General features: G+C 62.7%; 24 protein-coding genes and 1 pseudogene. 14 read left to right on the top strand and 11 right to left on the bottom strand.

Annotation, left to right across the window (positions count from 1 at the left end):
- Nucleotides 1-94: 94 nt before the first annotated feature.
- Both DFO47_RS20850 and DFO47_RS21185 read left to right on the top strand, forming a co-directional pair.
- Nucleotides 95-1,093, top strand: coding sequence for a DUF4192 domain-containing protein (locus DFO47_RS20850; RefSeq protein WP_133832906.1), 999 nt, complete (start codon nt 95-97; stop codon nt 1,091-1,093).
- Between the two features lie 209 nt (nt 1,094-1,302).
- On the top strand, nt 1,303-1,455 hold the full coding sequence (locus DFO47_RS21185) for a hypothetical protein (protein ID WP_166651783.1): 153 nt from the start codon (nt 1,303-1,305) through the stop codon (nt 1,453-1,455).
- A gap of 91 nt (nt 1,456-1,546) precedes the next feature.
- Here the strand turns inward: DFO47_RS21185 and DFO47_RS20855 are convergent, their stop codons facing one another.
- The gene (locus DFO47_RS20855; RefSeq protein ID WP_109045400.1) at nt 1,547-1,783 is read right to left on the bottom strand and encodes a hypothetical protein; all 237 of its coding nucleotides are present in this window, start codon (nt 1,781-1,783) and stop codon (nt 1,547-1,549) included.
- Nucleotides 1,784-2,224: 441 nt separating this feature from the next.
- Here DFO47_RS20855 and dprA point away from each other — a divergent pair, with 441 nt between their 5' ends.
- Both dprA and DFO47_RS20865 read left to right on the top strand, forming a co-directional pair.
- The gene (dprA, locus tag DFO47_RS20860) at nt 2,225-3,133 is read left to right on the top strand and encodes a DNA-processing protein DprA (RefSeq protein WP_133832907.1); all 909 of its coding nucleotides are present in this window, start codon (nt 2,225-2,227) and stop codon (nt 3,131-3,133) included.
- A gap of 603 nt (nt 3,134-3,736) precedes the next feature.
- Nucleotides 3,737-5,083: a ParB/RepB/Spo0J family partition protein gene (locus DFO47_RS20865; protein WP_133832908.1), complete on the top strand. Its 1,347-nt coding sequence runs from the start codon at nt 3,737-3,739 to the stop codon at nt 5,081-5,083.
- Between the two features lie 358 nt (nt 5,084-5,441).
- On the opposite strand, the gene DFO47_RS20870 is transcribed toward DFO47_RS20865, so the two are convergent.
- Both DFO47_RS20870 and DFO47_RS20875 read right to left on the bottom strand, forming a co-directional pair.
- Entirely contained in the window at nt 5,442-5,669 is a 228-nt protein-coding gene (locus DFO47_RS20870) for a DUF2188 domain-containing protein (protein WP_133832909.1), read from the bottom strand.
- A 159-nt stretch (nt 5,670-5,828) separates the two neighbouring features.
- A complete protein-coding gene (locus tag DFO47_RS20875) occupies nt 5,829-6,458 on the bottom strand; it encodes a helicase associated domain-containing protein (RefSeq protein ID WP_243835591.1) in 630 nt (209 codons plus the stop codon).
- Between the two features lie 1,379 nt (nt 6,459-7,837).
- Between DFO47_RS20875 and DFO47_RS20885 the strand changes: the two genes are divergently transcribed.
- The 6 genes from DFO47_RS20885 to DFO47_RS20910 all read left to right on the top strand — a co-directional run bounded on the left by DFO47_RS20885 (nt 7,838) and on the right by DFO47_RS20910 (nt 11,746).
- Entirely contained in the window at nt 7,838-8,296 is a 459-nt protein-coding gene (locus DFO47_RS20885; protein WP_133832912.1) for a hypothetical protein, read from the top strand.
- Nucleotides 8,297-9,461: 1,165 nt separating this feature from the next.
- On the top strand, nt 9,462-9,728 hold the full coding sequence (locus DFO47_RS20890; RefSeq protein ID WP_133832913.1) for a glutaredoxin family protein: 267 nt from the start codon (nt 9,462-9,464) through the stop codon (nt 9,726-9,728).
- 5 nt (nt 9,729-9,733) lie between these two features.
- Complete coding sequence (locus DFO47_RS20895; RefSeq protein ID WP_133832914.1) at nt 9,734-10,642, top strand: single-stranded DNA-binding protein; 909 nt, start codon at nt 9,734-9,736, stop codon at nt 10,640-10,642.
- 82 nt (nt 10,643-10,724) lie between these two features.
- Entirely contained in the window at nt 10,725-11,174 is a 450-nt protein-coding gene (locus DFO47_RS20900; protein ID WP_133832915.1) for an ABC transporter ATP-binding protein, read from the top strand.
- Nucleotides 11,175-11,189: 15 nt separating this feature from the next.
- Nucleotides 11,190-11,456 carry a hypothetical protein gene (locus tag DFO47_RS20905; protein ID WP_133832916.1) on the top strand — a complete coding sequence of 89 codons (267 nt, stop codon included), beginning with the start codon at nt 11,190-11,192 and terminating at the stop codon, nt 11,454-11,456.
- A 2-nt stretch (nt 11,457-11,458) separates the two neighbouring features.
- Nucleotides 11,459-11,746, top strand: a complete 288-nt coding sequence (locus DFO47_RS20910; protein ID WP_133832917.1) for a helix-turn-helix domain-containing protein — start codon at nt 11,459-11,461, stop codon at nt 11,744-11,746.
- A gap of 540 nt (nt 11,747-12,286) precedes the next feature.
- Here the strand turns inward: DFO47_RS20910 and DFO47_RS20915 are convergent.
- The 7 genes and pseudogenes from DFO47_RS20915 to DFO47_RS20945 form a co-directional block, all read right to left on the bottom strand.
- Nucleotides 12,287-12,880 (bottom strand): hypothetical protein, encoded by a 594-nt coding sequence (locus DFO47_RS20915; protein WP_133832918.1) that lies wholly within the window; start codon nt 12,878-12,880, stop codon nt 12,287-12,289.
- 98 nt (nt 12,881-12,978) lie between these two features.
- Nucleotides 12,979-13,527: a hypothetical protein gene (locus tag DFO47_RS20920; RefSeq protein ID WP_133832919.1), complete on the bottom strand. Its 549-nt coding sequence runs from the start codon at nt 13,525-13,527 to the stop codon at nt 12,979-12,981.
- A 102-nt stretch (nt 13,528-13,629) separates the two neighbouring features.
- Nucleotides 13,630-14,094: a hypothetical protein gene (locus tag DFO47_RS20925; RefSeq protein ID WP_133832920.1), complete on the bottom strand. Its 465-nt coding sequence runs from the start codon at nt 14,092-14,094 to the stop codon at nt 13,630-13,632.
- 37 nt (nt 14,095-14,131) lie between these two features.
- Nucleotides 14,132-14,701 (bottom strand): suppressor of fused domain protein, encoded by a 570-nt coding sequence (locus tag DFO47_RS20930; RefSeq protein WP_133832921.1) that lies wholly within the window; start codon nt 14,699-14,701, stop codon nt 14,132-14,134.
- A gap of 86 nt (nt 14,702-14,787) precedes the next feature.
- Nucleotides 14,788-15,980: pseudogene (locus DFO47_RS20935) on the bottom strand (IS110 family transposase).
- 271 nt (nt 15,981-16,251) lie between these two features.
- The gene (locus DFO47_RS20940) at nt 16,252-16,554 is read right to left on the bottom strand and encodes a hypothetical protein (RefSeq protein ID WP_133832922.1); all 303 of its coding nucleotides are present in this window, start codon (nt 16,552-16,554) and stop codon (nt 16,252-16,254) included.
- A 28-nt stretch (nt 16,555-16,582) separates the two neighbouring features.
- Entirely contained in the window at nt 16,583-17,383 is an 801-nt protein-coding gene (locus tag DFO47_RS20945; RefSeq protein ID WP_133832923.1) for a hypothetical protein, read from the bottom strand.
- 251 nt (nt 17,384-17,634) lie between these two features.
- On the opposite strand from DFO47_RS20945, the gene DFO47_RS20950 reads away from it, so the two are divergent.
- The 4 genes from DFO47_RS20950 (at nt 17,635) to DFO47_RS20965 (ending at nt 22,019) form a co-directional block, all read left to right on the top strand.
- Nucleotides 17,635-18,024 (top strand): MobC family plasmid mobilization relaxosome protein, encoded by a 390-nt coding sequence (locus DFO47_RS20950; protein ID WP_166651785.1) that lies wholly within the window; start codon nt 17,635-17,637, stop codon nt 18,022-18,024.
- Nucleotides 18,025-18,026: 2 nt separating this feature from the next.
- On the top strand, nt 18,027-19,667 hold the full coding sequence (locus DFO47_RS20955) for a relaxase/mobilization nuclease domain-containing protein (RefSeq protein ID WP_133832924.1): 1,641 nt from the start codon (nt 18,027-18,029) through the stop codon (nt 19,665-19,667).
- A 31-nt stretch (nt 19,668-19,698) separates the two neighbouring features.
- The gene (locus tag DFO47_RS20960) at nt 19,699-20,898 is read left to right on the top strand and encodes a hypothetical protein (RefSeq protein ID WP_133832925.1); all 1,200 of its coding nucleotides are present in this window, start codon (nt 19,699-19,701) and stop codon (nt 20,896-20,898) included.
- A gap of 68 nt (nt 20,899-20,966) precedes the next feature.
- A complete protein-coding gene (locus DFO47_RS20965; protein WP_133832926.1) occupies nt 20,967-22,019 on the top strand; it encodes a PDDEXK nuclease domain-containing protein in 1,053 nt (350 codons plus the stop codon).
- A gap of 277 nt (nt 22,020-22,296) precedes the next feature.
- Here the strand turns inward: DFO47_RS20965 and DFO47_RS20970 are convergent, their stop codons facing one another.
- The gene (locus tag DFO47_RS20970) at nt 22,297-22,680 is read right to left on the bottom strand and encodes a hypothetical protein (protein WP_133832927.1); all 384 of its coding nucleotides are present in this window, start codon (nt 22,678-22,680) and stop codon (nt 22,297-22,299) included.
- Between the last annotated feature and the right edge of the window lie 912 nt (nt 22,681-23,592).

The following is a 23,592-nucleotide window of genomic DNA, read 5'->3' on the forward strand; positions in this document are numbered from 1 at the left end:
CTTCGCCAGCAGCCAAAAACAACGGGGGGAGAGGGGAGCTGGCCGGTCACCATTGGTCGCCCCACCCAACTTCTCGGCAAGAAGGAGCAACACCATGAACGACTTCATCAAATTCACCGGCCCGGCCGACATCCTGGCCTTCATCCCGCACACGCTGGGCGAGACCCCGACAGAGTCCTTCGTCGCCATGACGGTGCAAGGCAACAAGCTCGGCGCGACCCTGCGCGTGGATGCCCCGTTCGGGCAGGACCCGGTTGGTTACGCCCAGACCATCGTCAGCTACCTGACCGCCGACGAAGCCGCCACCGGCAGCCTGCTGGTCATCTACACCGACGAGACCACCACCGACGGCGGCCGCCCCTACGCCGGGCACGTGGAGGCACTGCGCAGTGAACTGGAAAGCGCAGAAATGCCGCTGCAGGACGCATGGCTGGTGACCTCCGAACTGTGGCGGAACTACCACTGCACAGACAGCACCTGCTGCCCTGCCCAGTCGCTGGACACCATCACCACGAGCAACGGCAACGCCGCCCTGATCTACCGAGGGAGCGCCGTCACCGGATTTACCGCCCCCGCACCCTTCACCGGAGACGAGACGGCACGTGAGGCGATCGCCGCGCACAAGCCCGACGGCTGGCCCGAAGACCTCGAAGCAAGCCGCGCAGCATGGGCCAAGGTGCTGGACGACCCCAAGAGCCTGACCACCCACACCGCGCACCAGCTGGCAGGAGCGCTGCAGCACCCCACCATCCGGGACTACATGATGAGTGACATCCTCCCCCACGCCCCGGAGCAGTTCACCTCCATCATGCTCGGTGTGTTCCTGAGCCGCCCGGACTGGGTCCGCGTGGACACCGCCCAGGAAGTCGCATTCGAGCTGATGAAGGCCACCCCGGAAGGCCAGCGCGCCCCGATGCTGTGCCTTATCGGCTGGCTGGAATGGCTCAAAGGACGGTCCAGCTTCGCCGCCCGGTACTTCAAGCTCGCACTGGAGGACGTGGATGGATACCGGCTGGCGGAGCTGCTGGGCGAACTGGTCAATCGTGGCCTCATTGCGGACTGCACGCGGGACAAGCCTATGACCGCCGCCTGAAGCACTAGCACCGACACCGGGCCGGACTCCACTGCAAAGAGGGGTCCGGCCCTCATCGTTGGATCGTCCCCAGGTGCGCGGCGGCCTCCCCCGCTGCGCTCCGCCGGCCGCGTAACGCTGCGCGGGCGGCGCCACTTCCAGCCCGCGCGCAGGAACTGCCGATACTTTGAAAGGGAGCCTCATCCCCGCACAGCCAAGGAGTCCCGAGCGTGGCAGATCAATTCCGTATGACCGAGGAGGATACCGTTGCCCCGGACGCGAGTCCCCTTGAAGACATCCTGGAACTGGCCCTGCTCACAGCAGGCCCGGCCACCGGCCCGGTGGACCGGCCCAGGAAGAACCAGCGACACTACGAGCTGTAACCGCAAGCAGCACCGACGCTGCACCCAAAAAGTTTCCTTTTGCCGAGGAAAACCCACGAAGGGCCGGCACATTCAACGTGCCGGCCCTTCGTCATGTCCGGCGCGCAAGCATCCACAGGGTTACGGCCGCGAGGCCGTTGAGGAAAACGATAAAGAGGTCACCGGCTGCCGGCCGGCCGACAGCCAGATCCACGACTACCAGCACCACGGATCCGAACGCGGCGACGGTGAACACCACAGCCAGGACACGCCAGGTCCTCGGTGACATCCATGCGCTGGCGCGCCTGGTTTCACCGTTGTGGCCAGGGCGTGGAGCCGGATCGCTCATGCCCTAACCCTACTCAGGGGCAAGGGCAGGCTCGCTGGGCTCGCCCTGGTTTCCGCTGCGCTTCAACCAGTTTGTTGGGCGTCCGCTGGCGCGGCCGGCTGTTGGGTCCAGGGCGCACCGTCGCAGAGCTCCGGACCCCTGCACCTGTGTGTCTACGACGTTTTTGGCTGCTGTCCTTCGGATTGTACGTGCCCGTTCCGGCCCCTCTAGCCCCTGTCGTTCCTCCCGGGGCCTGCGGCCCGGGAAAGTCTTCTCCGGCGCTCCTTCGTCGCTTATTTCCTTTCGAAGATTTCCCGGGTCTTGCCCTGCGGGTAGACGGGCCTGCACGGGCACAGCTCCGCAAGCTTCGCCAGCAGCCAAAAACAACGGGGGGAGAGGGGAGCTGGCCGGTCACCTGAGCCGCCCCACCCACCCAACTTCTCGGCAAGAAGGAGCAACACCATGAACGACCGCATTGCCCGCGCAGCCCTGACCCGCCTGTTCGAACCGAACGACACGGTTGGGCGGACCCTTGTTGGCAGGCTCGGCGCGTACGCCGCGCTGCGGCTCGCCACCGGCGCCCAACCCGCCCACACCCTCCCGGACGTGACGCCCGAGGAACTGGCGGCCGCGTTGAAGCGCTGGGCACCCCGCGTGCCGGATCTGGACCCGGAAAAGGACCTGGCCACCATCGAACGCCTGGGTGGTGGTTTCCTGATCCCGGGGGACGAGCACTGGCCCACCGGCCTGGACGACCTACCGGACGCGCCCTTCGGACTCTGGTACCGGGGCAACATCGGGAACGGGATCCCCGATCCCGGGAGCTGCGCGGCACTGGCAGGCTCACGTGACTGCACGAGCTACGGCGCAGCCGTCACCGGTGACCTCGCCTACAGCCTGGCCCAGCGCGGAATCAGCGTCATCGCCGGACTCGCCTACGGCATCGACGCCCACGCCCACCGCGCCGCACTGGCCGGAAGTAACGGCAACGGCCCGGCCACCATCGCCGTCCTCGCCGGAGGGCTGGACCGCGATTACCCTTCCGGAAACGCCGACCTCGCGGCCGCAATCCGCGCCAACGGCCTGACCCTCTCGGAACTGCCCCCAGGATCGGCACCCACCCGGTACCGCTTTCTCCAGAGGAACCGCATCATCGCCGCGCTGGCCGGAGTGACCTGTGTTGTCGAAGCCCGCTGGCGCTCCGGTGCACTGAACACCGCGCACCACGCCGAAGCCATCGCCCGGCACGTCGCCGCCGTCCCCGGCAGCGTCCACAGCGCCAACTCCGCAGGATGCCACCGGCTCCTGAAAGAAGGAGGCGCGGCACTGGTCACAGACGCGGCCGAGCTGACCGAACTACTCGCCAGCTAACCCCGAGGGTGGCCGGTCTTTCGGGGCCGGTCACCGCGGGCGGTCCGCCGTCGTGGCCGGCCTTTGTTGGTGGTCGCCGGCGGCGGACCGCCAATCCCGCAGTAACCAGGTGCACGGTTGGCGGCCGCCGGCGGCAAGCCAGGAGGCTGGGGTGCCGTTGGGTTGTGCCTGGGCAGGGGAGTGGAAGGGCAGGCTCGCTGGGCTCGCCCTGGTTTCCGCTGCGCTTCAACCAGTTTGTTGGGCGTCCGCTGGCGCGGCCGGCTGTTGGGTCCAGGGTGCGCCGTCGCAGAGCTCCGGACCCCTGCACCTGTGTGTCTACGACGTTTTTGGCTGCTGTCCTTCGGATTGTACGTGCCCGTTCCGGCCCCTCTAGCCCCTCCTACGTCGGGGCCTGCGGCCCGGGAAAGTCTTCTCCGGCGCTCCTTCGTCGCTTATTTCCTTTCGAAGATTTCCCGGGTCTTGCCCTGCGGGTAGACGGGCCTGCACGGGCACAGCTCCGCAAGCTTCGCCAGCAGCCAAAAACAACGGGGGGACGAGGGGAGCTGGCCGGTCACCTGAGCCGCCCCACCCACCCAACTTCTCGGCAAGAAGGAGCAACACCACATGAACGCAACGCCCACGCTTGAAATGCTTGACCCGGCAACCCTGACGGTGGACATCAACGTCCGCAAGGACGCCGCCCTGACCGCTGACTTTGTCGCCAGCATCAAGGAACACGGCGTGATGGAACCCGTGATCGCCCACCGCAAGGACGACGGAACCGTGCACGTGCTGATGGGCCAGCGCCGCACTCGCGCCGCCGTCGAAGCAGCCCGGCCCCTGATCCCGGTCATGATCATCGAGTCCCCCGAGGAAGCAGAACGCATCGTGACGCAGGTAGTGGAGAACATCCAGCGCGCCGAACTCACCGAAGCCGACGAGGCCGACGCCTACCACCAGCTGTCCCTGATCGGCGTCTCCGCCGCCGCGATCGCCAAGAAGACCGGGCGGACCAAGACCACCGTCGAGTCCGCCCTCAAAGCCACGTCCACCGAGACCGGAGCCGCCGCCCTGGGCAAGGGATACACCATCGAAGAAGCCCTGATTCTGGCCGAATTTGAGGCGGACGAGGACGCGACGGCCGAACTGGAATCGGTCATCATGGACGAACCCGACATGCTCCTTCACGTCACCCAGCAGCTGCGCGACAAGCGCGACCGCGCCGCCGCGCTGGCCGCACTCACCGCCGAGCTGGAAGCCGCCGGAACCATCGTGGTTCCCGAATGCGGGTACGGGGAGGACAGCGAAACGCTCCGCGTCACGTCCCTGAAAAGGGCAGATGGGGAACCGGCCACCGACGAGGACGGCAACGCCGTCTACATCGAGACCGACTACCGCGGCGAACACTCCGCCGTCGCCGTGGTCACCGGCTGGAAAGACCTGGGCTTCACCCTCCGCTACTACAGCGGCTACGGCACCTTTTCGGCCCCGAAAGGCTCCATGACCGACGAGCAGAAAGCCGAACGGAAGACCCTGATCGAGAACAACAAGCTGATGCAGTCAGCTACCACCGTCCGCCGGGAATGGGTCAGGAACCTGCTGGCCAAGAAGCAGGCCCCCAAAGGCTGGCAGTACTTCACCCTCCACGCGATCACCCACCACCCCGAAACAGCCAGCGGATACGAAGGGAAGGTCGCCGCTGAGATGGCCGGGGCGAAGTTCGAAGAGTCCAGCCAGTGGGCGTGGAACCCGCTCAGGGACCACGTCGCCAAAACGACAACCCGGCCGGAGTTTGGACTGATTGCACTGGTCTGCGCCGGGTACGAAAAGACCATCCAGAAAGACTCGTGGCGCTCACCGAGCCAAACCCACCGGGACTACCTGAACCAGCTGGTCGCATGGGGATACACCGCCTCCGAGACCGAGCAGATCATCATCGACAGCGGTGACAAGACCGAGACAGCCGGATAGACCATGGCTTCTGTGCCGGGCGGCGGATCCCAAAACCCGCCCGGCACGGGCCCAGCCCAATCGCCGCAGGAAGGCCAGGAACCTTCCAGATGTCGGGCGGTCCGCCGCCCGGGGCGAACCACAGCAGCCACTCACCAGCGACGGACCGCCGATTAACGCACCCCACGTCCGCGCCCACCAGGTGCCGCGCCCCCAGGGAACAACGACGCTCCCACCGGCTCCAGTACCCGAAGAAGAACATTCAGCTACGCTGAACCCATAAGTTTCCTTTGCCGAGGAGAACGCAGAATGGCAGGCCTAACCGCCGGCCATTCTTGTGTCTCCAGACAAACCGCAACGCAAAGGCGTCACTCGGCAATCAGCCCGGGACGTTCCGCGGATCGTGGCCGTAGCTGTTCTTCTCAGCGATCTGGCCGTCCTGGTTCTTGATGACGTGCTCCACCTTGTCAGCCTGGGCCGCTTCCCGGCCCGCAGTCACCGCTTCTTCCTTGGTGCCGTAGCCGGCCCCAAACGCGCGGTCAGCGCCTTCGCGCTTGTTCTTCCACTGGCCGTCTTCGTAGTACGTCTCGATATCGCCCTGAGCCATTGCACACTCCCTCTGCTGTTTGGTTCCAAGACGCCTGCTGCTTCGTGCGGATAGCGAAAAACCCCGCAAAACGTTCGTCGTGCGGGGCCTTCCTGGCAGCCGCTCCGCCTGATTGGGGGGCAAGCGGAGAAGCTGACACCAAACTAATAGAAAGCATGCTTAGTTTTCAAGGCGTGCTGGCTTTGGTCGCCCGCCCCGCCGGGCCCGACCTTCCCGCCATCCCGGCAACTCCGCGTCCAGCCGCGCCCGCCTGGAGGGGGTCATTGTGCCTTGACGGGAGGTGATTCTTTGTCCGTGGAGCCACACCCCAAGAACCCGCTCCTGCTCGGTGCCGGCCTTTTTGTGCAGGGGCCAGTCATTGCCCTCGGCCCGGTAGGTGGTGAGTTCGGCCAGGCGCTGATTCCACAGGTCTTCGCGGTGTTCCTTCTGCCGGCGTGGCGCGTCCCAGTTGGGGATTTCGGCAAGTCGTTCGTTGACAGTGGGGGAGAGGGTGCCATTCGCGGAGTCTTGACGTTTGCGCCCGAGCCAGCTGCTAAGGGCCAGTTCCCGTGCGGACTTTGCCCGGGAGTTGGGCAGCCGGCGCTCCGCCCGGTACAGGGCAATAACGTCCTCCAGGTTTTTCAGGCTGCGGCCGTCCATCCTGGCCGGAGGGGGCGAGGCCGCCCGGCGATGCTCGGCCCGGATCGACGGGTCTTCGTTCGCTGCGATGTGCAGGTGGTACCGGACCGTGGACCCCGCGGCAGCCGATAGCGAGGCGATCCTGGACGCAGGCAGACCCCTCCGATACATCTGCACCCACTCCGGATTCGGTGCAGCACGCCGCGCACCACCCATACGCCACACCCCCACGTTCCGCCCCAGCCCGCCAATCTTTGGACAGTACCTCACTGCAGGCTACCCACTGCCGGGCATCCTGCCCGGCCGGGAACCTTTCCCATGGTCCACCACCGACATCACCGGCACACCCACGCCAGGACAGCCACTTCTTTCAGCCGGGACGACACCTCTTCACATCGGCAATGACCCAAGGGCCCTCATGTCACCACAGCCGGCAGAAACCTTCTACGGCGCATGGGGGCTTCCGCCGGGGGAATCTGCGGGGATGACCACAGTCGCCGGCGGCGTTACCCGTCTTCCATCCTGTCGTTTTCAGAAGCTGACAGCACAACGAACGGCTGAATTCCGAGGTTTGTGCAGTCGGGTTGTGATCAGTGATTGCACGCTAATCCTGTGCACAAGGGCACTGTTGCCCTGCACTTCTGTTCACAAATCGCGACATCGATTCGTCCGGAACGTGGCCAATGCACGATGGCTGGTCTGCAACCGTGTCCCGACCTTGTAGGAAAGTTCAGGAATCAAAGCTCTCCGGTTCGGTTGAGAGTCTGACGAGGGTGTCGTCCCGAGCGATGTTGTGTCTAGTCAGAACGGAAGTCTCGGAACTGACGATCCCTCCGGTTCGGGCGTCCCCATTTCCTGGAATCACCGTGCGTCCGCCGGTCACCCCCGGTTCCCCGTCCCACTGGGCCATCGGCTTACGGGACGACTGTAGATGCTTGCCGGATGTCGCTTAGGCTCCGGCGTCCACTCGCTGCTTTTCTAAACCTCTATACTGGCGGACTTGCTAATCCAGTCGGTGTGAGTACTGCTTGCCTAGGAACCAGCCGGGCTCGGAATAGCTTCTTCGCTGGCTAAATTTGGTGCGTTTCTGGCCTCTGAGTGGGCAGGGTGGCGGGCGAAGGGAGGGAAACTAAGATTTTCCCAACAGCTTGAGCATCGACTGCCGCAGTTCGCCCCAGACTTTCCTGCGCTCACGCAGCGACTGCTCACCCTCGACGGTTAGTTGGTAGCGCTTCCGCGGTGGTCCGGATGGAGATAGTTCCCACCGATGCGTAACCAGTCCCTGACGACCCAGGCGTAAGAGCAGCGGGTAGAGGTCGCTTTCGCACGTGAGAAGTTCATGGGTCGACCTCAGCTTTTCGGCCATTTCGTACCCATGACAGGGTCCCTGTTTGAGAACGGCGAGTACAGAAAACGACACCACGGCTCGTCGGATGTTGCTACGTTCATCGGTTTTCCCCCCCCGGTAACCATCCACGCAAGCTACCTCCTTAGGCGTTGTAGATCAACCTCAACTCTCACTTAGGTTCAGGTCATCAAGGCATTCGGCCTTGAACTCGATCATCGGGAACCGGCGTCTGTTCGGGACCTGGAATGGGGGAATTATGTTTAGCGGAAAATGGACACCAAAGAAAGCCGAAGCCAAGTCAGGATCCGGAAAGTCAAGGATGCGGAAGGGGCTTGTTGCGACCGTAATTGCCGCAGGCGCAGTCGTCACGCCACTCGCTGCTGCACCTGCTCAGGCGTCCACAGGGGGAGTCGACTACTTCTGCGCCAGCAGTTGGGGGACCACTGTTTGGAATGGCCATGATCCTTACGCGTGCAGCGGCACCCTCACCGGCTACAGAGACGGCTACAACGTAGGCTCGGTGAACATGGTGCAATTGATTGCTGACCAGCCAGCACGGACCGAGATCGACCTCAACAAGTGGTGTTCGGAGAACTCATTCTCATGCGCGGTAGTGGTGGGTGGACTCTGGGCCTTCATCGGCGGTGTTGTGAACTCTTGACGAGATGAACGTATTTAAGTTGGCATTTGAGGGCGCTGTAATGCGCATACTCCGTGGTAGCGTCCAATTATGAAAATAACCCCACGGACAAGACATACGGGACGTTGGCTTCTCGTTTTCCTTGCTGGATTTGTCCCGTTCGCCATTTTTTGGCCCATCTATGGCCCGACAACTGCTTTCCTCATTGGAGTGCTGGTGGCGGCGGTTGTTATTTTCACCGACCGGGCACTGCGATCCAACCGCCGGACAAGGTAGAAGAAGCTCGGCGAGGTCTGTCTATGTCACTGAGTAGTCGCCGCCAGGCGGCTCGGTGAGCGGATGTTTCACCGCTCAGACGACGCCCCCTGCTCCAGCCACCCCTGGAGCAGGGGGCGTCGTCTTTAGTTCGGGGCTTCATCTTTTTGACGAGTCTCGGCGCCAGGGGCCTTGATGCGAGCTGCGCACCATGCCCGAATATACGGCTTCTCCGCGTCAGAGACGCGGTTGTTCTTTCCCGTGTCATCGCGCACCAGTCGACGTTTTGTGGATATGCCTCTACGGCCGCCTCCTCAGAGGTGGCGTTGGTCGGCCGATGAAACGATGAAGCGCGAGATCAGTTGCAAGACCTGAGCCTTGGCGGTACCGGTGAAGCAATAAATAAACACGGCGGCCGTAAACACCACGCTTTATGGCTGCTTCGTCAGCGGCCGCAATCCCCGTAATGCGACGTTTCGCCAGCGCACCGATCACCATGGTGCGATTCTTGGCAGGCAGTACCGGAAGACCGCGTCAGAGTGCCTTTAAAACAGCGCCCCCTAGACCCGGATCCTCCGTGGCGCATCTTTCCCAGAGCTCAGCATCCTGTTCCCCCCAATTGGTTCATATCTAGTAGTGTCCGGCAGCCAAACTTAGGTTCCACACGCCGTGTCTTAGGCCGCTGGCAAAGGATGCCGGATCCAAGGCATGTGCAGAGGACTTCTGACATCTGTGCAGTCAGCTTCTGAAATCGACACCACCCGGGGTTCAGATGCAGGGTCACCTGCACTCATTCCGGAGCACAGTAACCCGAAAAACCCCTAAAATACGCGGCAAAACCTCTATTCATTCAGTTGAATGATTGCTAGAATAGAAGTAGCAAGTCAGCCAGACAAACGAAACTCATGTGATACGAAACCAGGTACTGAAAATGACTGCAACACCGGCCGCTTACACGGTCTACACCAAGCCCGACTGCCCCAACTGCGAGAAGACGAAGGACTACTTCGACTCCAAGGGCATCACCTACACAGCCGTGGACATCACCGAAGTCCCTGCAGCGCTGGAGTACATCACTACCGAACTCGGCTACTCCCAGGCTCCCGTCGTCGTGAACAACGCCGATGACCAGGACCACTGGTCGGGCCTCCGTCGCGACAAGCTCGTCCAAGCAGCCATGAGCCACAAGGCGGCGTGAGGACGATGGCCACCCTGCGCCCGGTCGTCGGGTACAAACTCAGCCCACGGATCCCGTTGGAGGTGGACCTGTTCCGGCAGGTCAACCCCAGCGGCCGGATTCCCTCCAACGTGGTGGACCCCTACGTTGTGGAGCCCGCCATTGTCGAACCCCTCGCCGAGGACCTGTACGACGGTTACTCCGTCCCGGACAGGGGAGGGGATGACCGGTACCTTCAGACGATCAACCGCGCCCCGCTCGGGGACGGCGGTCTCTGGGACGCACACACTGCGAGCCAGTACCAACCCAACGACCTCACCCACGACGAACCGGGTGGGACTGAACTCCAGAACAAACCGACAACACCCATCGAGAACATCACCAGCGCACGAGGAAAAGGGACCATCATGGCCGGCGAAACCACCATTACTGTCATTGGAAACCTGACATCGGATCCGGAGCTGCGCTTCACCCCGAGTGGGTCGGCCGTCGCGAACTTCACCATCGCATCAACGCCCAGGACGTTCGACCGGCAGTCCAACGAGTGGAAGGACGGGGAGACGCTGTTCCTCCGGGCCGGTGTGTGGCGGGAAGCGGCTGAGAACGTGGCCGAGTCCCTGACCAAGGGCATGCGCGTGATCGTCACGGGCCGGCTGAAGTCCCGTTCCTACGAAACGAAGGAAGGGGAGAAGCGCACCGTGATCGAGCTCGAAGTGGACGAGGTCGGCCCCTCACTCAGGTACGCGAATGCGAAGGTCAACCGCACCCAGCGCAGCAGCAGCCAGGGCGGTCAGGCCGGTGGCGGTTTCGGCAACCAGGGGAACGGTGCCGGGGGAGCGCAGTCGGCGCCCCAGGATGATCCCTGGGCTGTGCCGGCGAACAGCACCGCCGCGGGCGGTTGGGGCAACGGCCCCGACTCCGAACCCCCGTTCTAGGCAGTGCACCTGTCGGGGTCAGCAGATACGCTGGCCCCGACAGGCCCCGCACCATCAAAACCATGAGTAGAAGGAACACCCAATGTCGCATGCAGATGACCTCCGTGCCTGGGCGCGTGGTTCGTACACCGCCGAGGCGGCAACGGAGCTGCTGCTCAGGGCGTTTGGGGGGAAGTTCGCTGAGCAGGGTAATCCATGGATCCATAGGAGCACCGAGCCGGAAGGACCTAACGAGGTCAGCGCGTGGATTGACTTCGCGTCCATACCGGAAGAGGTCGGCCCGCTCTCTGGCGGGGAACGCCGCTTCCTGCTTCTCGCAGCATCCCTGGCCGAGGATGTTCCCGTGGTTTTAGGTGACCTCGTGTCGGGATTGGACCGGGAGAACCTGGACCTGGTCTTGGCCGCTATCGCCCACGCCGGCGGCAGCCACCAGCACTCCGATATCCGCATCAACGAGGACGGCTCCATGTCCCTGGGGAAGGGTTACCTGGACAGCCTGCACCCGTGGCCGCGTGCGTTGCGTGCCGTCTAACCAGGGACGTTGCTGATGGCAAAGCCGAAGCGGATTCCGGCCTTCACGCCGTACTACACCGAGGACCAGGCCGGGCAGGTCCGGGCGGCATTCAAGGCGGCCGGGCTGCAGGAAGGCGACGCCAGTGTGTCGGACCTGATCGTCCGGGCAACGATGCGTGAAGTGAAACGTCTGCAGCGCAAGTACAACGGCGGCAAGCCGTGGCCTCCGGTGCCGGCCGGTGAGCTGCGGCGAGGGCAGAGAACAATGGATGAGATGCAGCACCGAAATGAGGACACGTAGCGATGGGCCATCGGACCGAAGACACGAACCAGGCCGGCGCACGGACGTCAACGCCGTTCCCGAGGATGCTGACGATGGACGACGTCCAGGAGATCCTTAACCTTGGCAAGCCGATGGTCTACGCGCTGCTGAGAAGCGGTGAAATTAAGGCCGCGCAATTCGGGCCCAGGGGCGTGTGGCGGGTCCGGGAGGATGACCTGGCGGCGTACATTGATGCGGCCTATGAGAAGACTGCGGAGCGCATCGCCTCCGGCCAGGTTCCCGATGCGGAGGCGGCCGCGGAGGACTGATCCGCGGAACGATGAGAACGGTGAGAGCCGGCATCCCTGACGGGTTGCCGGCCTTCTGTCTGTTCTATCCGATGTCACCTTTTCGTGAACCCTTTTGCTGCGGCTGGTGCCATTGTTTGGATCAGGCGGTCCTGCGGAAGTTGGTAGTGATTGGCGCCGCCCTGCAGCTTGTGGTTGTCACCGCCCTGTACCGGCCCGGGAAGCCCCCCTGTGCCTTAGCAGCCAGCCCCTGGGAGTGGTTCCGTATGTGCCCGGCATGCGGCGCTGTGTAGTCCTGTGTCGTCCCTGCTGAAGAAAACCCGAGCGTCCTTCTAGGTGCGTCGGCAGCGGAGGTCTTGAACCATGGGGAAGGTTGCCGCTGGTGCGTTGCGTCATTCGAGGCTGTGCACATTCGCTGGCCCCCAGAGGTGAGTTTCGTGGGTGTGGTGACCTGGCGTTTGTGTGCAGCCGGTCAGGTGGGTCCCGTCGTGTACATGTGTGCGGGAAAAGCCCGAAGGAATCTCAATGGGGATTGTCAAGGACAAGCTGGGGGTGAGCGGGCTACACGTTGAGCATGGGGCTTTGATGGATGGCTAGTCGTTCCTCGGCAGACAGGTCCTGGAACCAGTCTGGTTGCGCGATGGATCCCAAACTGACCTTGTCCTTGAGTTCTCGTGTCAGGAACTCGAGTGCCGAGAAGATTGGCAGCCATGCTTTTCGTTCGGCAATATGTTCCGCATATGCCTTCTCACGCTTCTCGCTTCGGTGTCGTTCTTCGGCTTGAGGGAGCATTTCAGTAGGCGTCCAAATGGGATACGACGATGCGATATGAACGATTCCGCTGCGGGCAGGATTGAAAAAGGACCTTGCGTCCTGCGCTGTGCAGATGACGACCTGGTGCATTGCGCGGTCCCGAACATGTCGCAGGCCCAACAGCACCCTGCCGTCCGTGTCCTGGTTGCGACGGCTTTTGTATCCTCGGCCTTCCTTCTCAAGTTGCTCGTCTAAGGCGCAAATCCAATGGAGTGCTTCGGTTGCTGCTACGGCGCAGGACAGTAGGTGCTTGCGGCGGGCAGCATCCAACGTCCGCCACGCGGCGCCCGCCAGGCCCTGGTGTGCCAGCGACATAGCCTCGGGTCGGTCTGCAATTCCCATAGGGACACCCTTTCACGCTTGGGTCGGACCCCAGGATGGCGCCCGCTTATGGGCTGCACCTTGGACTCGATACTCCTCTTGGGGTAGACAGAATCGAGTTACTTCTTAGCTGGCTTTCTGAACTCTGTTTTGAGCGTGCGCAGGCGCTGCGTTGACTTGAAAGGGTGACGAAGAAGGTCTCGACGAATTTGCTGGCCTTCCTCACGTCTGATCATGTCTGTGTATCCCTCGGAAAGTGCATTTCTGCAGTAGTTGGCGAAGGCGACGCGGGCTTCCTGCCATCTGGCTTCCGCGGATCGAAAGAGCTGTTCATTTCGTGCTGAAGGGTCGGCGGCGAATTGCTGGGAGAAGTGCTCAACGGAAGGATAGGACGTTTCCAACTGTTCCAGTAGGACAAAGCCCTCCCGATCGTTAAGAATCTTCCGCCAGTGATCTATGGGGTAGCGACTTCGGGCTATGTGGAAATCGGCACTACGTGTTTCTGGCCTCCAGGCCACGAACTCCAAGTCCCTCATCGCGACCTTCCATTGCTCCCAGATGTCACGTCGGCGTTCTCGTTTTGCGCGGAGCCGATCCGGGATCCAGAACATCAACGTCGTAAAAACACCGAATCCGAAGCCGGTGAGGGCATTTGGCCAATCGATCATGCTGTCAGTATCCCAATTACCAGCGATCCCCTTGGGACCCGCGTTGATGCACCTACCACTTGTCTGCCTGACTGGATTCCCTAATAAGGGAGGGAAGAGTGTTCAGCTGAATTTGTGGAGGTACTTGTCCACGGCGGCCCAAATCTCAGCGTCGGTCCTCGGAGGCTCATAGTTGCTGGTTAGCTCGTCCCAAAGATTCCACAGGACATACGCTTCCTTGGCTTCCCGGTCGGCATATTCAACTGCTCGAAGGTACTCAACTGCGTCATTCAGCACTTGCTCCCTGGTTCGCTCGCCAGCTCTCCACGTCGCTAGTTCATAGGCCCAGATCAGCGGCCACTGGTTTTCGAGCGGAGTGGGCTGAATATGTAATTCCTCTAGGGCAGCTGTCCACAAGTCGCAGACGTCGTCACGATCCTCGTGGTCGGCGCCAGCCAGTATACGAAGGCTCTCGGAATCCATACCGTCTGCCAGCCACTGAGCAGCAACGTTAGGGAGGGTATCGACTTCTAACAGCCCGGAAGCCCAAAGTGCCATGGCTTGTGCAGGCGTGGGCTGAAGCTTCATGGACTTAGCTTGTCAGGTTGTATCGCCATACGGCCCATCACACTTGCAGGGGGCGAGGGAGTGTGCGATTCAGGTCGGAAAGCCTTGGCGGGTCCTCGTCCCAAATATCGAATAACCCGTCGAGACCGTGTTCCTTCACGCGCTGGGCTTCTTCGGCGAAGACCGGGGTGGCGTCCAAGAAGATGACGTGGTGGCCGTTGTCGAGTTGCAGTGGCGGGATGAAGTCGTCGGTTCTTTCAAGCATTAGCCAAGACCTGAAGGGCCGGCCCTCAATGATGTGGCCGGTGCTCAGAGTCACCATGTGGCCTGGTTCCAGGAATGTTCCGTCTGAGATCAGGTCATTGGCCATCATTCCGAAGGCGGCCCTGAATGCCTCATCTCCAGCAGAGACACACGTATACAGTTCGAAGCCTTGTGCGTGGTTCAGCGGAGCTGGCACGAGTGCGTGCAGTCCAAGCGTCGCATAGATGTGAACCCGGTGACGGGATATCTTTTTAGGCCACTCGAGCACGCCAATCGTGCCCGGCCTGTTGTGGAACTTCCAATACTCTGACTCTGCACCAAAATGCGTCTCGTAGTGAGCATCCACCGCTTTTACGCTGTCCAAGTCTTTACCCCCTGCTGTCCTCGGCCACCTATAGCCTAGGGCTTTCCCATTGCAGAGAGGGTTGGAGCCGGGTTCTTGCTCGTGGGTTAAATGACTTGGACCACGGGTTGTTGATACGGAGTCCCGTCACGGAGCATGGCCCAGAGGACGTTGAGGCGGCGTCTGGCGAGGGATAGGACGGCTTGTTGTGGTTTTTTCCTTCGCTGCGTTTGCGTTGGTAGTAGGTCCGGCTTTGGGGGCAGTATCGTGCCGCCGATTGCGCTGCGAGGTAGAACGCGTTGAGGAGTTGGCGGTCGTAGCGTTTGGGCCTGTGGAAGTTCCCGCTGATGCGTCCTGAGTCGCGGGGGACTGGTGCGAGACCAGCTACGCCGGCCAGGCGAGCGGCGCTTTCGTAGGCAGTAATGTCGCCGCCGGTTGCGGCGAGGAATTCGGATGCTAGGAGCGTACCGAAACCAGGCATGCTGAGGAGGATCTCTGCGTGCTGGTGTTGGCGGAACCGGGTTTCGATCTGCTTTTCAACGTCTGTGACTTGTGCGTGTAGGTCCATAACAGTGCGCGCGAGAGCGGCAACGAGGTCAGAGCCGACTTCTTGGGCCTGCACCGTGGTGTGTTGCGCGTGGGCAGCAGCGACAGCTCTGGAGGCGATGGATTTTGCGTTGTAGCAGCCCTGGTTGCGCAGCCAGTCTGCGATGCGGCTTTCACCCGCGCGGCGGATGCCGGCAGGGGTTGTGTACTTCGTGAGGAGTACGACGGCCGCCTTGAGCATGGCGTAGTCGAAGGCGGCTTCCAGTGCGGGGAAGTATTCGAGTAGGACGGCGCAGAGTCTGTTAATCGCGCGGGTGCGGTCGCAGACCAGGTCAGTGCGGCGGGATATGAGTAGCCGGAGGTCAGTGCTGATTTGGTCACCGCTGCGAATCGGTTGCAGGTCCCGGCGCATACGTGCTTGATCGGCGATGATGGCGGCGTCTTTGGCGTCTGTTTTTCCGTCGCCCCGGTAGGTGCGTGAGGCGTGGTAGACGGATCTCCCTGGGATGTAGACGAGAGCCTGTTGGTGGGCTTCGAGGACGCCGATCAGGAGCGCGGCACCGCCGCGGTTCAGGTCTGTCGCCCAGAGGATTTCACGGCCCGCGGCGAGAGCCAGAACGTCGGTGAGCAGCGCGGTGAGCGCGGCCTCGTCGTTGGCTACTCTGCGGGAAAGCAGTCGGTTGCCTTCGTCATCGATGAGCACGCAGTGGTGATGAGCTTTTCCGGCGTCAATGCCGGCCCAGAGTTCAGGCATATATCCCTCCATCGCGTTGTCCAGTTATGGGCCCAAGCAGATGGCAGCGCCGTCGTGTCCTTACCTGGCGATCGGGTCGCTTCTCTCAATTAGCGGTCGAGCCATCGCGGGATGCCGGGTGGCCATTCCTTCGGAGCCGTCACTCAAAGTCCGGCGTTTAGCTTTTAGCCATGCCCGGCACCCCTGGGTTGGTCGAGAGCCTACAACGCCCCCAATCCAGCCTCAATCACCGTAAGGTTTTAGCTTTTGCCGCGCCCATGTGTGCGAGGGGCTAGTTCGCCTGTGAGCTGTTTGAGTCTGACGTGGCGGGGTTCTCGGCGGGTTTGGCGTGGGCTTTGCGTCGGCGCCCTGCGGCAGCGGGTTCGAGGCCGAGTTTCTTGAGTTCGTCGGGGCTCCAGCCGTCGCGGGTTGCCTTGACGTAGGCGCGCTTGTCGTCGCGTTCTGCGGCGGTGAGCTGTTCTTTGAGGTCGGTGACGCGCTGGCGTGCCTGGACGAGTTCTTCCACGGACTTGATGCGCGAGTCCAGGAGTGCGCGGGCTTGGTTTTTGGTGGCTTCGATGTTGATAGCGGCCATGCTGGATCTGTTCCTTTTCGGGTGGTGGTCAGCGGTCGAAGGCGGGGCCGGCGGCGACGCCGGCGGCAGTCTTTGAGGGTGTCGCCGCCACGGCATGGGCGGCACTCGTGAGGGCTTCGGTGGCGTGGCGCGGGAAGGAGAGCTGGGCGGTTTTCACCGCTTGCTGGTATTCAGGCGTGAGTGGTTCGGGCCTGCCGTCCCGGTCGTATTCGGCGAGGACTTCCGGGATGGAGGCGCGCTGGTAGGCGCGCAGCAGGTCTTCCGCGGCGGGGATCTCCTGGGCGACCAGGTGGGAGATGTCGTCGAGGTGAGGCTGCAGTGCCGGTGGGAGAACGTCGCGGACTGATTCGACGACCGCCGGGAGAATGGCTTTCTGGTCGGGCGTGAGCGCCCTGGGATTGGTGTGGCGGAGATAGGTTTCAGGTTCCGGCGCGTACTCCTTGAAGAGGGGTCCGGGCAGTAGGGTGTCGGGACGCTCGGCAAGGGGAGTTGGCAGGATAGCCAACGCTGTTAGGCGTTCGGCGCCGAGCCAGATGTGCGCGGTTGATCCGGTGGCATCTTGGAGGTGCCTGTTAGCGACCTTGTCGATGCAGTTCTGGATAGTCACGGACGGGGCGTCCACCCAGTCGTCATCCCATTCGTCGCCGCTCTCATGATGCTTTCCGATTAGCAGCTGGTCGGTTGCTGCTTTGACGAGATGCTGGCGTGGGGCCGGCGGATCGACCGGTAGGTCGATCGTGATTTTCCCGCCCCAGATGGCCGCGGCTTCGGGCTCGTAGGTCAGGCTGCCTGATCGCAGCCGGTCGGTGGACGTTTCGATTGGACGCATTGTCTCCCCCTGAGAAAGCGTGTCGTGGCGTACCTCCACCCTAGCCCGACGGCCTGCGTCCAGCACGGCCCAACACGCCGCTGGCCGCACGACTTTTGTGGGCGGAGCAAGCTATACGTTTACACGGGTGTAAACGGCGTGTCCTGCACGGCTCCTGCGTCGGCGTTTGGCACACTGGCTTGTGGGTCCCCGGGTTTCGGGGTCGCTGCGCTGGGCTTTTGACTGCGGGAACCGAGGGGTTGGGGGAGTGCGTGTCTGAAGAAGATGTGCCGCGCTCCCGGCTTTCGCGGCGGCGCCGGGCGAATTCCCCTGCGGGGACGAAGAAGCGCCGTGACGTCTGGGTCACGGCGAAGGAAGAGGCGGCGCTGATCGCGAAGGCTGCCCGGCATAAAGTCACCGTCCCGAATCTGCTGCTGAGCGCTGCGTTGTCGGAGGGCTCGGAGACCCCGACGGAGCGGCGGGCGGCAATGGCTGAACTGATGGCGATCCACACGCTGCTGGCCCGGGTGTCGAACAACGTGAACCAGATCGCCCGGCACGCGAACGCCGGCGACGAGTTTCCCCAGGATGCCACGGCTGTGCTGGCGTATGTGCGTGAGGTTGCGATGCGGATCGACCGGACCATTGAGGGGTTGATGTAGGGATGATTCCGAACATCACCCGCGGCTCGAGGATGGCCGGCCTCATGGTGTACCTGGTGTCGACGGATGCGGATAAGACGAAGAACGCGCACACCGACCCGCACCTTGTCGCGGGGGACGCGGCGATCATGGCCTGGTACGACGATGGTGTCCTGGACAAGGACGATGCGGCGGCGATCGCGAAGCATCTGGACCAGCCCCGGAAGGCGTTCGGTGTTGAGGTGTTGCAGAAGGATTTCCGCTGGGACCCGGTGAAGAAGGAACGGGTTCCGAACGGGCACAAGCCGGCCGACGTATGGCACTGCTCGCTGAGCCTCCGCGCAGAGGAAGGCGCCCTGACGGATCAGCAGTGGGGCGATATCGCGAACGACTTCGTCGACGCGATGGGCTTCACCGAAGCCAGCGGCAAGGCCCAGTGCCGGTGGGTCGCGATCAACCACGGAACCAGCGAGAACGGCAACCACCACATTCACATCGCCGTGTCCCTCGTCCGCGAAGACGGCACCAAAGCCTCCACCCACGGCGACTACGCAAACGCCCAAAAAACCTGCCGCGAACTGGAAACCAAGTACGGCCTGGAAGAGCTCTCCTCGGTGCACGCGACCCGTGGGTACGACCGGGCTGAGAAGGGCACCGCAGCACGCGACCAGCGCGAGATGCACCGGGCCTCCCTGGCGCGGAAGGTGCGGGCCAGCGCCACCGCGTCGGGCAGCGAAGCGGAGTTCGTCCGCCGCGCCCGGGACACTGGGCTGCTGGTCCGCCCCCGCTACGCGAAGAACACCACCGACGTCATCGTCGGCTACTCCGTCGCCGAACGACCAAGACCGGGGGAGCGGCCCATCTGGTTCGGCGGCGGCACCCTCGCCACCGACCTCCGCCTCGGAGAGCTGCGCCAGGAATGGGTGGACACCCCGCAAGCGGCAACCGAGGCCGCGGCGGAATGGAACGCCGCCGCACGGAACAAACGCAAAGCCAACACCCGCGGGCCGGAAAAGGCTGCCCCGGACCCGCAGCTGTGGGTCGACTACACCCGCAACGCCACCGAACTCGCCGACCGGCTCCGGAACATTCCACGCGACGACCACGCGACCTGGGCCAAAGCAGCGCGTGATGTTTCTGGTGCGTTCGCAGCCTGGTCGCACAGGCTCGAAGCGACCCCAGGACCCTTGGCTGCAACCGCAGCGGAACTGGCCCGTACCGCCCAGCTCCGCACACCCCGCGAACACAACAAACCCGTCCCGTTGCCCTCGATCGCCGGCGCCGCGATGTTGTTCATGGCCGCCTCCAGCAAGAACAAGACCGCAGCACAGACCGCGCTGATGGTCCAGCTGATCAACACCGCCTTCGCGGTCTACGAAATGCACCAACAGGCCGGCCGGGCACGGGAAGCGCAGCGCATCCGCGCCGTGGTCGAAACCCAGCTCGCACCGTTCACCGCGACCATGCCCAAACCCACACCCGTCGGAGCGGAACCGCAGCCAGGAGTTGCGGCAGCTGCGCCGCCCCGAGCGGTCGATATCGCCCGGCGCGGTATGGCACCGATCCGGCCCGGCTCTGTCATTCCCACGACACCCACGCCGGCCACACCTGCAAGAACTGCACCACCTGCACGGCGGGACGCCGGGCCGGGACTCGACCGATAGAGAATCACACCACCAGTGCAAGGGGAACACCATGAGTGAATCAGACGGCATCGACGACGTACTCGACAACGGCCTGCGCCAATCCCTGATGATCGCCTCCCGCCTAGGGGAGACCCTGGCCCGGCGCCGACAGGATTCCCTCCGCGAACGGGAACACCAGGACATCCAGGCAGCGCACGAAGCCCACGCCCGCTACACCGCCGAACGCGCCCAGATGCAGGGCGGACTCGCTCCGATCCACGACGACAAATGGTGGCAGCAGGCACAGCCCAAGGACATCACAACCGCGTACGCACTGGCCGAGGCGTGGAAAGACCACGACCCCGCCGCCCTGGCCGCGGCCGACCGGATCCGCCGCGAGGTGCACACCAGGTACGGGATCGACACCCACGACGTCGGCACAGACGCCACCTACCTGCAATCCGGCATCGAAACCGTCGCCGCGGAACAGGCCCGTGTCAACGCCGCCCGGGAACACGACAAAGCCACGGCATTGATCGCCGCATCCCAGGCCGAAGAGCTCCGGGCCCGGGCACAGAGGCTGGCGCCGGTCCTGGAAAAGCACGAGGTCCCCGTCGAGTACCTGAACAACGACGCTCTGGCGGCAGCGCTCCAGCAGTCCCAGGACGCCAAAACTCCTGAGGATATTGAAGCTGCCGACACGACGGTGAAGGAGCGTCTGTACCTGATCGGCAAGGACGGCATCAATGGACCCACCATCGATCATCTCCGCGAGGAAACCACAGCCGCCGTGAACGGTGCCGGTGTGGACCACTTCAAAGACCCCGCGTTCGTGAAAGCCGCCCAGGAGATGCACGAAGCGAAACTCCTCGCCGAAGCAGGTTTCACCGGCGTCGGTCAGGATTCCTTGGAGCAGCGGTACGAGCGCGCGGAAAAGGAGCTCTTCGCCCGCATCGAAGGTCTCGGCCGCGAGATCGAGGACCGAGTCACCGGCAACGACAGCGACCGCCTCAAAGACCAGGGACTCAAGGCAGAAACAGCATCGACTACCGGATACGGCTCGGCCGAACACCACGAAGCGTTCGCCCAATCCTTGAAAAACAGCGGCGCGACCGAAACACAGATCCGCGGCCGCCTCACCGCAGCACGCAGCGAAGGCATACACCCCAACGCAGCCGTCACCGCGGGCAAAGGGGCAGCAAAGGCCAGAAGAACCCGCACGGGCAAATCGGTGGGCGCTGAACGAGGCAGAAACGGCCTCAGCCGGTAGCGACGAAGCGTAGGCCGGACAATTGCGCCACAAGCTGTGGCGCAATTGCAGGTCGTTAGGGTGGAGTCATGAATTCTTCAGAAATCGACCTGCCGGCAGACTACGCGGAACTGCTGGAGTCCCTGAAGAAACGAGTCCGTAGCGCCAGAACCCAGGCACAGAGGACCGTCAACGCCCTGGCCATCGAGCTCTACTGGTCCCTGGGCAAGGACATCATCATCCGCCAGGACAGACAGGGATGGGGGAGCGGGGTAATCAACCGACTCGCCGCGGATATGCGGCAGGCCTTTCCAGAGATGAAGGGCTTGTCACCTCGAAACTTCCAGTACATGACGGCGATGGTCCGCGCCTGGGGCGAGGGCGCAAATGTGCCACAGCCTGTGGCACATTTGCCGTGGGGCCACATCCGGACCATCCTCGACAAGGCTGACACCGCCGAGGAGCGCAACTGGTACGCCTCCGCGGCCGTCCAATACGGCTGGTCCCGAAACGTTCTGTTGAACATGCTGATGAACCGCTCGATGGAACGCACAGGGGCGGCGCCATCAAACTTCACCAACCAGCTCGCTGCTGCCGATTCCGAGCTGGCACAGCAAATGGCGAAGGACCCCTACAACTTCGAGTTCCTTGGCCTCTCCGGTGAAGTCGCCGAACGCGACCTCGAAAACGCTCTCACGGGTCGGATCACCGACACCCTGCGGGAACTCGGGCCAGGTTTCTCCTTTGTCGGCAGACAGGTGCACTTCGAGGTCGACGGCGACGACTTCTACATCGATCTGCTGTTCTTCCATGTAGAACAGCTCCGGTACGTCGTCATCGAACTCAAGACCGGGAAATTCCAGCCGGAGTACGCCGGCAAACTCAACTTCTACGTCGCACTGGTCGATGACGTATTGCGCCGCGACTTCCACAACGAGACCGTCGGCATCCTCATCTGTGGCACCAAAAACGACCGAAGTGTCCGCTACAGCCTCGGTCGCTCAACTTCGCCAATGGCCGTCGCCGCCTACACCTACGACAAACTCCCAGCCGATGAACGACGTGCACTGCCCAACGAGGGGCACCTCGTTGCAGCCCTCGAATGGGCCGAACCAGACTCCGAAGGGGCCACTGGGGACTAGAGGGCTGGCCGAACCGCTACGGGCCTAAGTCATGCGCGAAAGCGCGATCGCCCCGACTTGTCCAAAGAACTCTGGACAATTCACGATGTTGGGCCTTTTCCTGTAAAGCCGTAGTGCGGTCACAGGCTACGTTTGTCGTCGATCTCAAGGCTGGCGAGTTCCCAGCCGGAATTTGCCGTAAAACTGGATTTTTACGTCGCCCGGGTCGATGTATAAGTTGGCTCATTGACAGTCAACGGCCTACAGACGCGCACTTTGAGAGCGTCGCAAACTTCCGTCAACCGCCGAACCCGTCTTCAGTCATGGCCGTTGCCGCCGCCATGACGTCCTTGGCCCGCATGTCCTTGATGGCCTCAATGGGAGACGTTTCATCCAGCCAGGGATTTGCACCGACAAACCACAATCGGGCAACGTGTTCTCCTTCCACGCCCGAAACTGCGGTCCAGGCACGATGGGCCAATTGCAGCCGGGCCTGGGCTCCCGGACGGGGTTCCGGGCCGCTGCTGCGCGCCCACCGGTAACTGATCTTCGGGTCCTTGCTCCCCGCGAGGGTAGCAACCAGCGTAGCGCCGAGTGAGCTGTTGAGTTGCCGAACAATTTCGCGAATGCCCAATCGGGCGGTGCCGCTGTGGGCCGCACCCACGTCATTCGAGATACTCACGGTCACATTCCCTTCCTTGCACACCTTAGGCTGAGCGGAATTAGAAAGCCACAAAAAAGCTACCTGGGTCGAGTCAAAGCGGGCGCTCTTCCGTGAGGCGCGACCCCGCGAATCCAGTGAGTCCGGAGAGGAATACCTCGGGTTCCGCGCATCAGCCGGGCCATGGGCCCCATGGGGAAAGCTCTTGTCGGATAACCTAAGCATGCTTATTATAGGTATGGCCGAAGGGGATCGGTTCTGTGGGAATGGGAAATGCGAAAGACGCGCTCTGCGAGCAGGGCGCGTCTTTCCCGTATCTTGGGTCCTTCCATCGAACCCGGCTATGAGCACGGTGCAACGAGGGAAGAGCACTGGGGGCTTCCGGTCATCGCCGCGCCTGTGCCACCCAGTGTCAGATTGAGGTCTACGAGTTCGTTGCGACGCCGTAAGTGAAACGGATTGGCAGCCCTATTCTGACGGTTCTCAGAGGGCTGCCTGACGTCAGTTTTGGGTGTAATCCAAACTGCCTCATGCCCCGCTTACTAGGAACGTCCGGTATGGAATTGGACTGGACCCACGCCTCTGTCTCCAGCAGTGCGGCGAACACCCTGATGGTGCACGTCGCCGGGACTTTGCTCACATAGAAGTACGCTGTGGCTCATTCGAAGGGTGAGGACGCCATCAGCGCCCAGGACAGTGATTGGCATTGGAGCCGCTGCCAGTAGCTTTTCGATTCGGGCTTGACCCTCCTTAGGCCGCGGAGCTCTACGAAGAGAGGATAGAGGCCGCAAGCGGTTAGATCATTTGCCAGAGGTGGTCGTTGCCTTTGAGGATCCGCAGCCCGTAGGTGAGGAGGATGATGTCGCTGCTGATCATGAGGGTCCATCGCCAGGTACTTGTGATGTCTCCGGTCTGCAGGGCGATGTCCGTTAC

The organism is Arthrobacter sp. AG258, from assembly GCF_004364695.1.
In the GTDB taxonomy this organism is placed as follows: domain Bacteria; phylum Actinomycetota; class Actinomycetes; order Actinomycetales; family Micrococcaceae; genus Arthrobacter.

What these genes read in the sequence shown, in the direction of transcription:
- DFO47_RS20850 (WP_133832906.1), top strand. Translation starts at nt 95, where the DNA reads ATGAACGACTTCATCAAATTCACCGGCCCGGCCGACATCCTGGCCTTC.
- DFO47_RS20855 (WP_109045400.1), bottom strand. Translation starts at nt 1,783, where the DNA reads ATGAGCGATCCGGCTCCACGCCCTGGCCACAACGGTGAAACCAGGCGC.
- dprA (WP_133832907.1), top strand. Translation starts at nt 2,225, where the DNA reads ATGAACGACCGCATTGCCCGCGCAGCCCTGACCCGCCTGTTCGAACCG.
- DFO47_RS20865 (WP_133832908.1), top strand. Translation starts at nt 3,737, where the DNA reads ATGAACGCAACGCCCACGCTTGAAATGCTTGACCCGGCAACCCTGACG.
- DFO47_RS20870 (WP_133832909.1), bottom strand. Translation starts at nt 5,669, where the DNA reads ATGGCTCAGGGCGATATCGAGACGTACTACGAAGACGGCCAGTGGAAG.
- DFO47_RS20875 (WP_243835591.1), bottom strand. Translation starts at nt 6,458, where the DNA reads ATGTATCGGAGGGGTCTGCCTGCGTCCAGGATCGCCTCGCTATCGGCT.
- DFO47_RS20890 (WP_133832913.1), top strand. Translation starts at nt 9,462, where the DNA reads ATGACTGCAACACCGGCCGCTTACACGGTCTACACCAAGCCCGACTGC.
- DFO47_RS20895 (WP_133832914.1), top strand. Translation starts at nt 9,734, where the DNA reads ATGGCCACCCTGCGCCCGGTCGTCGGGTACAAACTCAGCCCACGGATC.
- DFO47_RS20900 (WP_133832915.1), top strand. Translation starts at nt 10,725, where the DNA reads ATGTCGCATGCAGATGACCTCCGTGCCTGGGCGCGTGGTTCGTACACC.
- DFO47_RS20905 (WP_133832916.1), top strand. Translation starts at nt 11,190, where the DNA reads ATGGCAAAGCCGAAGCGGATTCCGGCCTTCACGCCGTACTACACCGAG.
- DFO47_RS20910 (WP_133832917.1), top strand. Translation starts at nt 11,459, where the DNA reads ATGGGCCATCGGACCGAAGACACGAACCAGGCCGGCGCACGGACGTCA.
- DFO47_RS20915 (WP_133832918.1), bottom strand. Translation starts at nt 12,880, where the DNA reads ATGGGAATTGCAGACCGACCCGAGGCTATGTCGCTGGCACACCAGGGC.
- DFO47_RS20920 (WP_133832919.1), bottom strand. Translation starts at nt 13,527, where the DNA reads ATGATCGATTGGCCAAATGCCCTCACCGGCTTCGGATTCGGTGTTTTT.
- DFO47_RS20925 (WP_133832920.1), bottom strand. Translation starts at nt 14,094, where the DNA reads ATGAAGCTTCAGCCCACGCCTGCACAAGCCATGGCACTTTGGGCTTCC.
- DFO47_RS20940 (WP_133832922.1), bottom strand. Translation starts at nt 16,554, where the DNA reads ATGGCCGCTATCAACATCGAAGCCACCAAAAACCAAGCCCGCGCACTC.
- DFO47_RS20945 (WP_133832923.1), bottom strand. Translation starts at nt 17,383, where the DNA reads ATGCGTCCAATCGAAACGTCCACCGACCGGCTGCGATCAGGCAGCCTG.
- DFO47_RS20955 (WP_133832924.1), top strand. Translation starts at nt 18,027, where the DNA reads ATGATTCCGAACATCACCCGCGGCTCGAGGATGGCCGGCCTCATGGTG.
- DFO47_RS20960 (WP_133832925.1), top strand. Translation starts at nt 19,699, where the DNA reads ATGAGTGAATCAGACGGCATCGACGACGTACTCGACAACGGCCTGCGC.
- DFO47_RS20965 (WP_133832926.1), top strand. Translation starts at nt 20,967, where the DNA reads ATGAATTCTTCAGAAATCGACCTGCCGGCAGACTACGCGGAACTGCTG.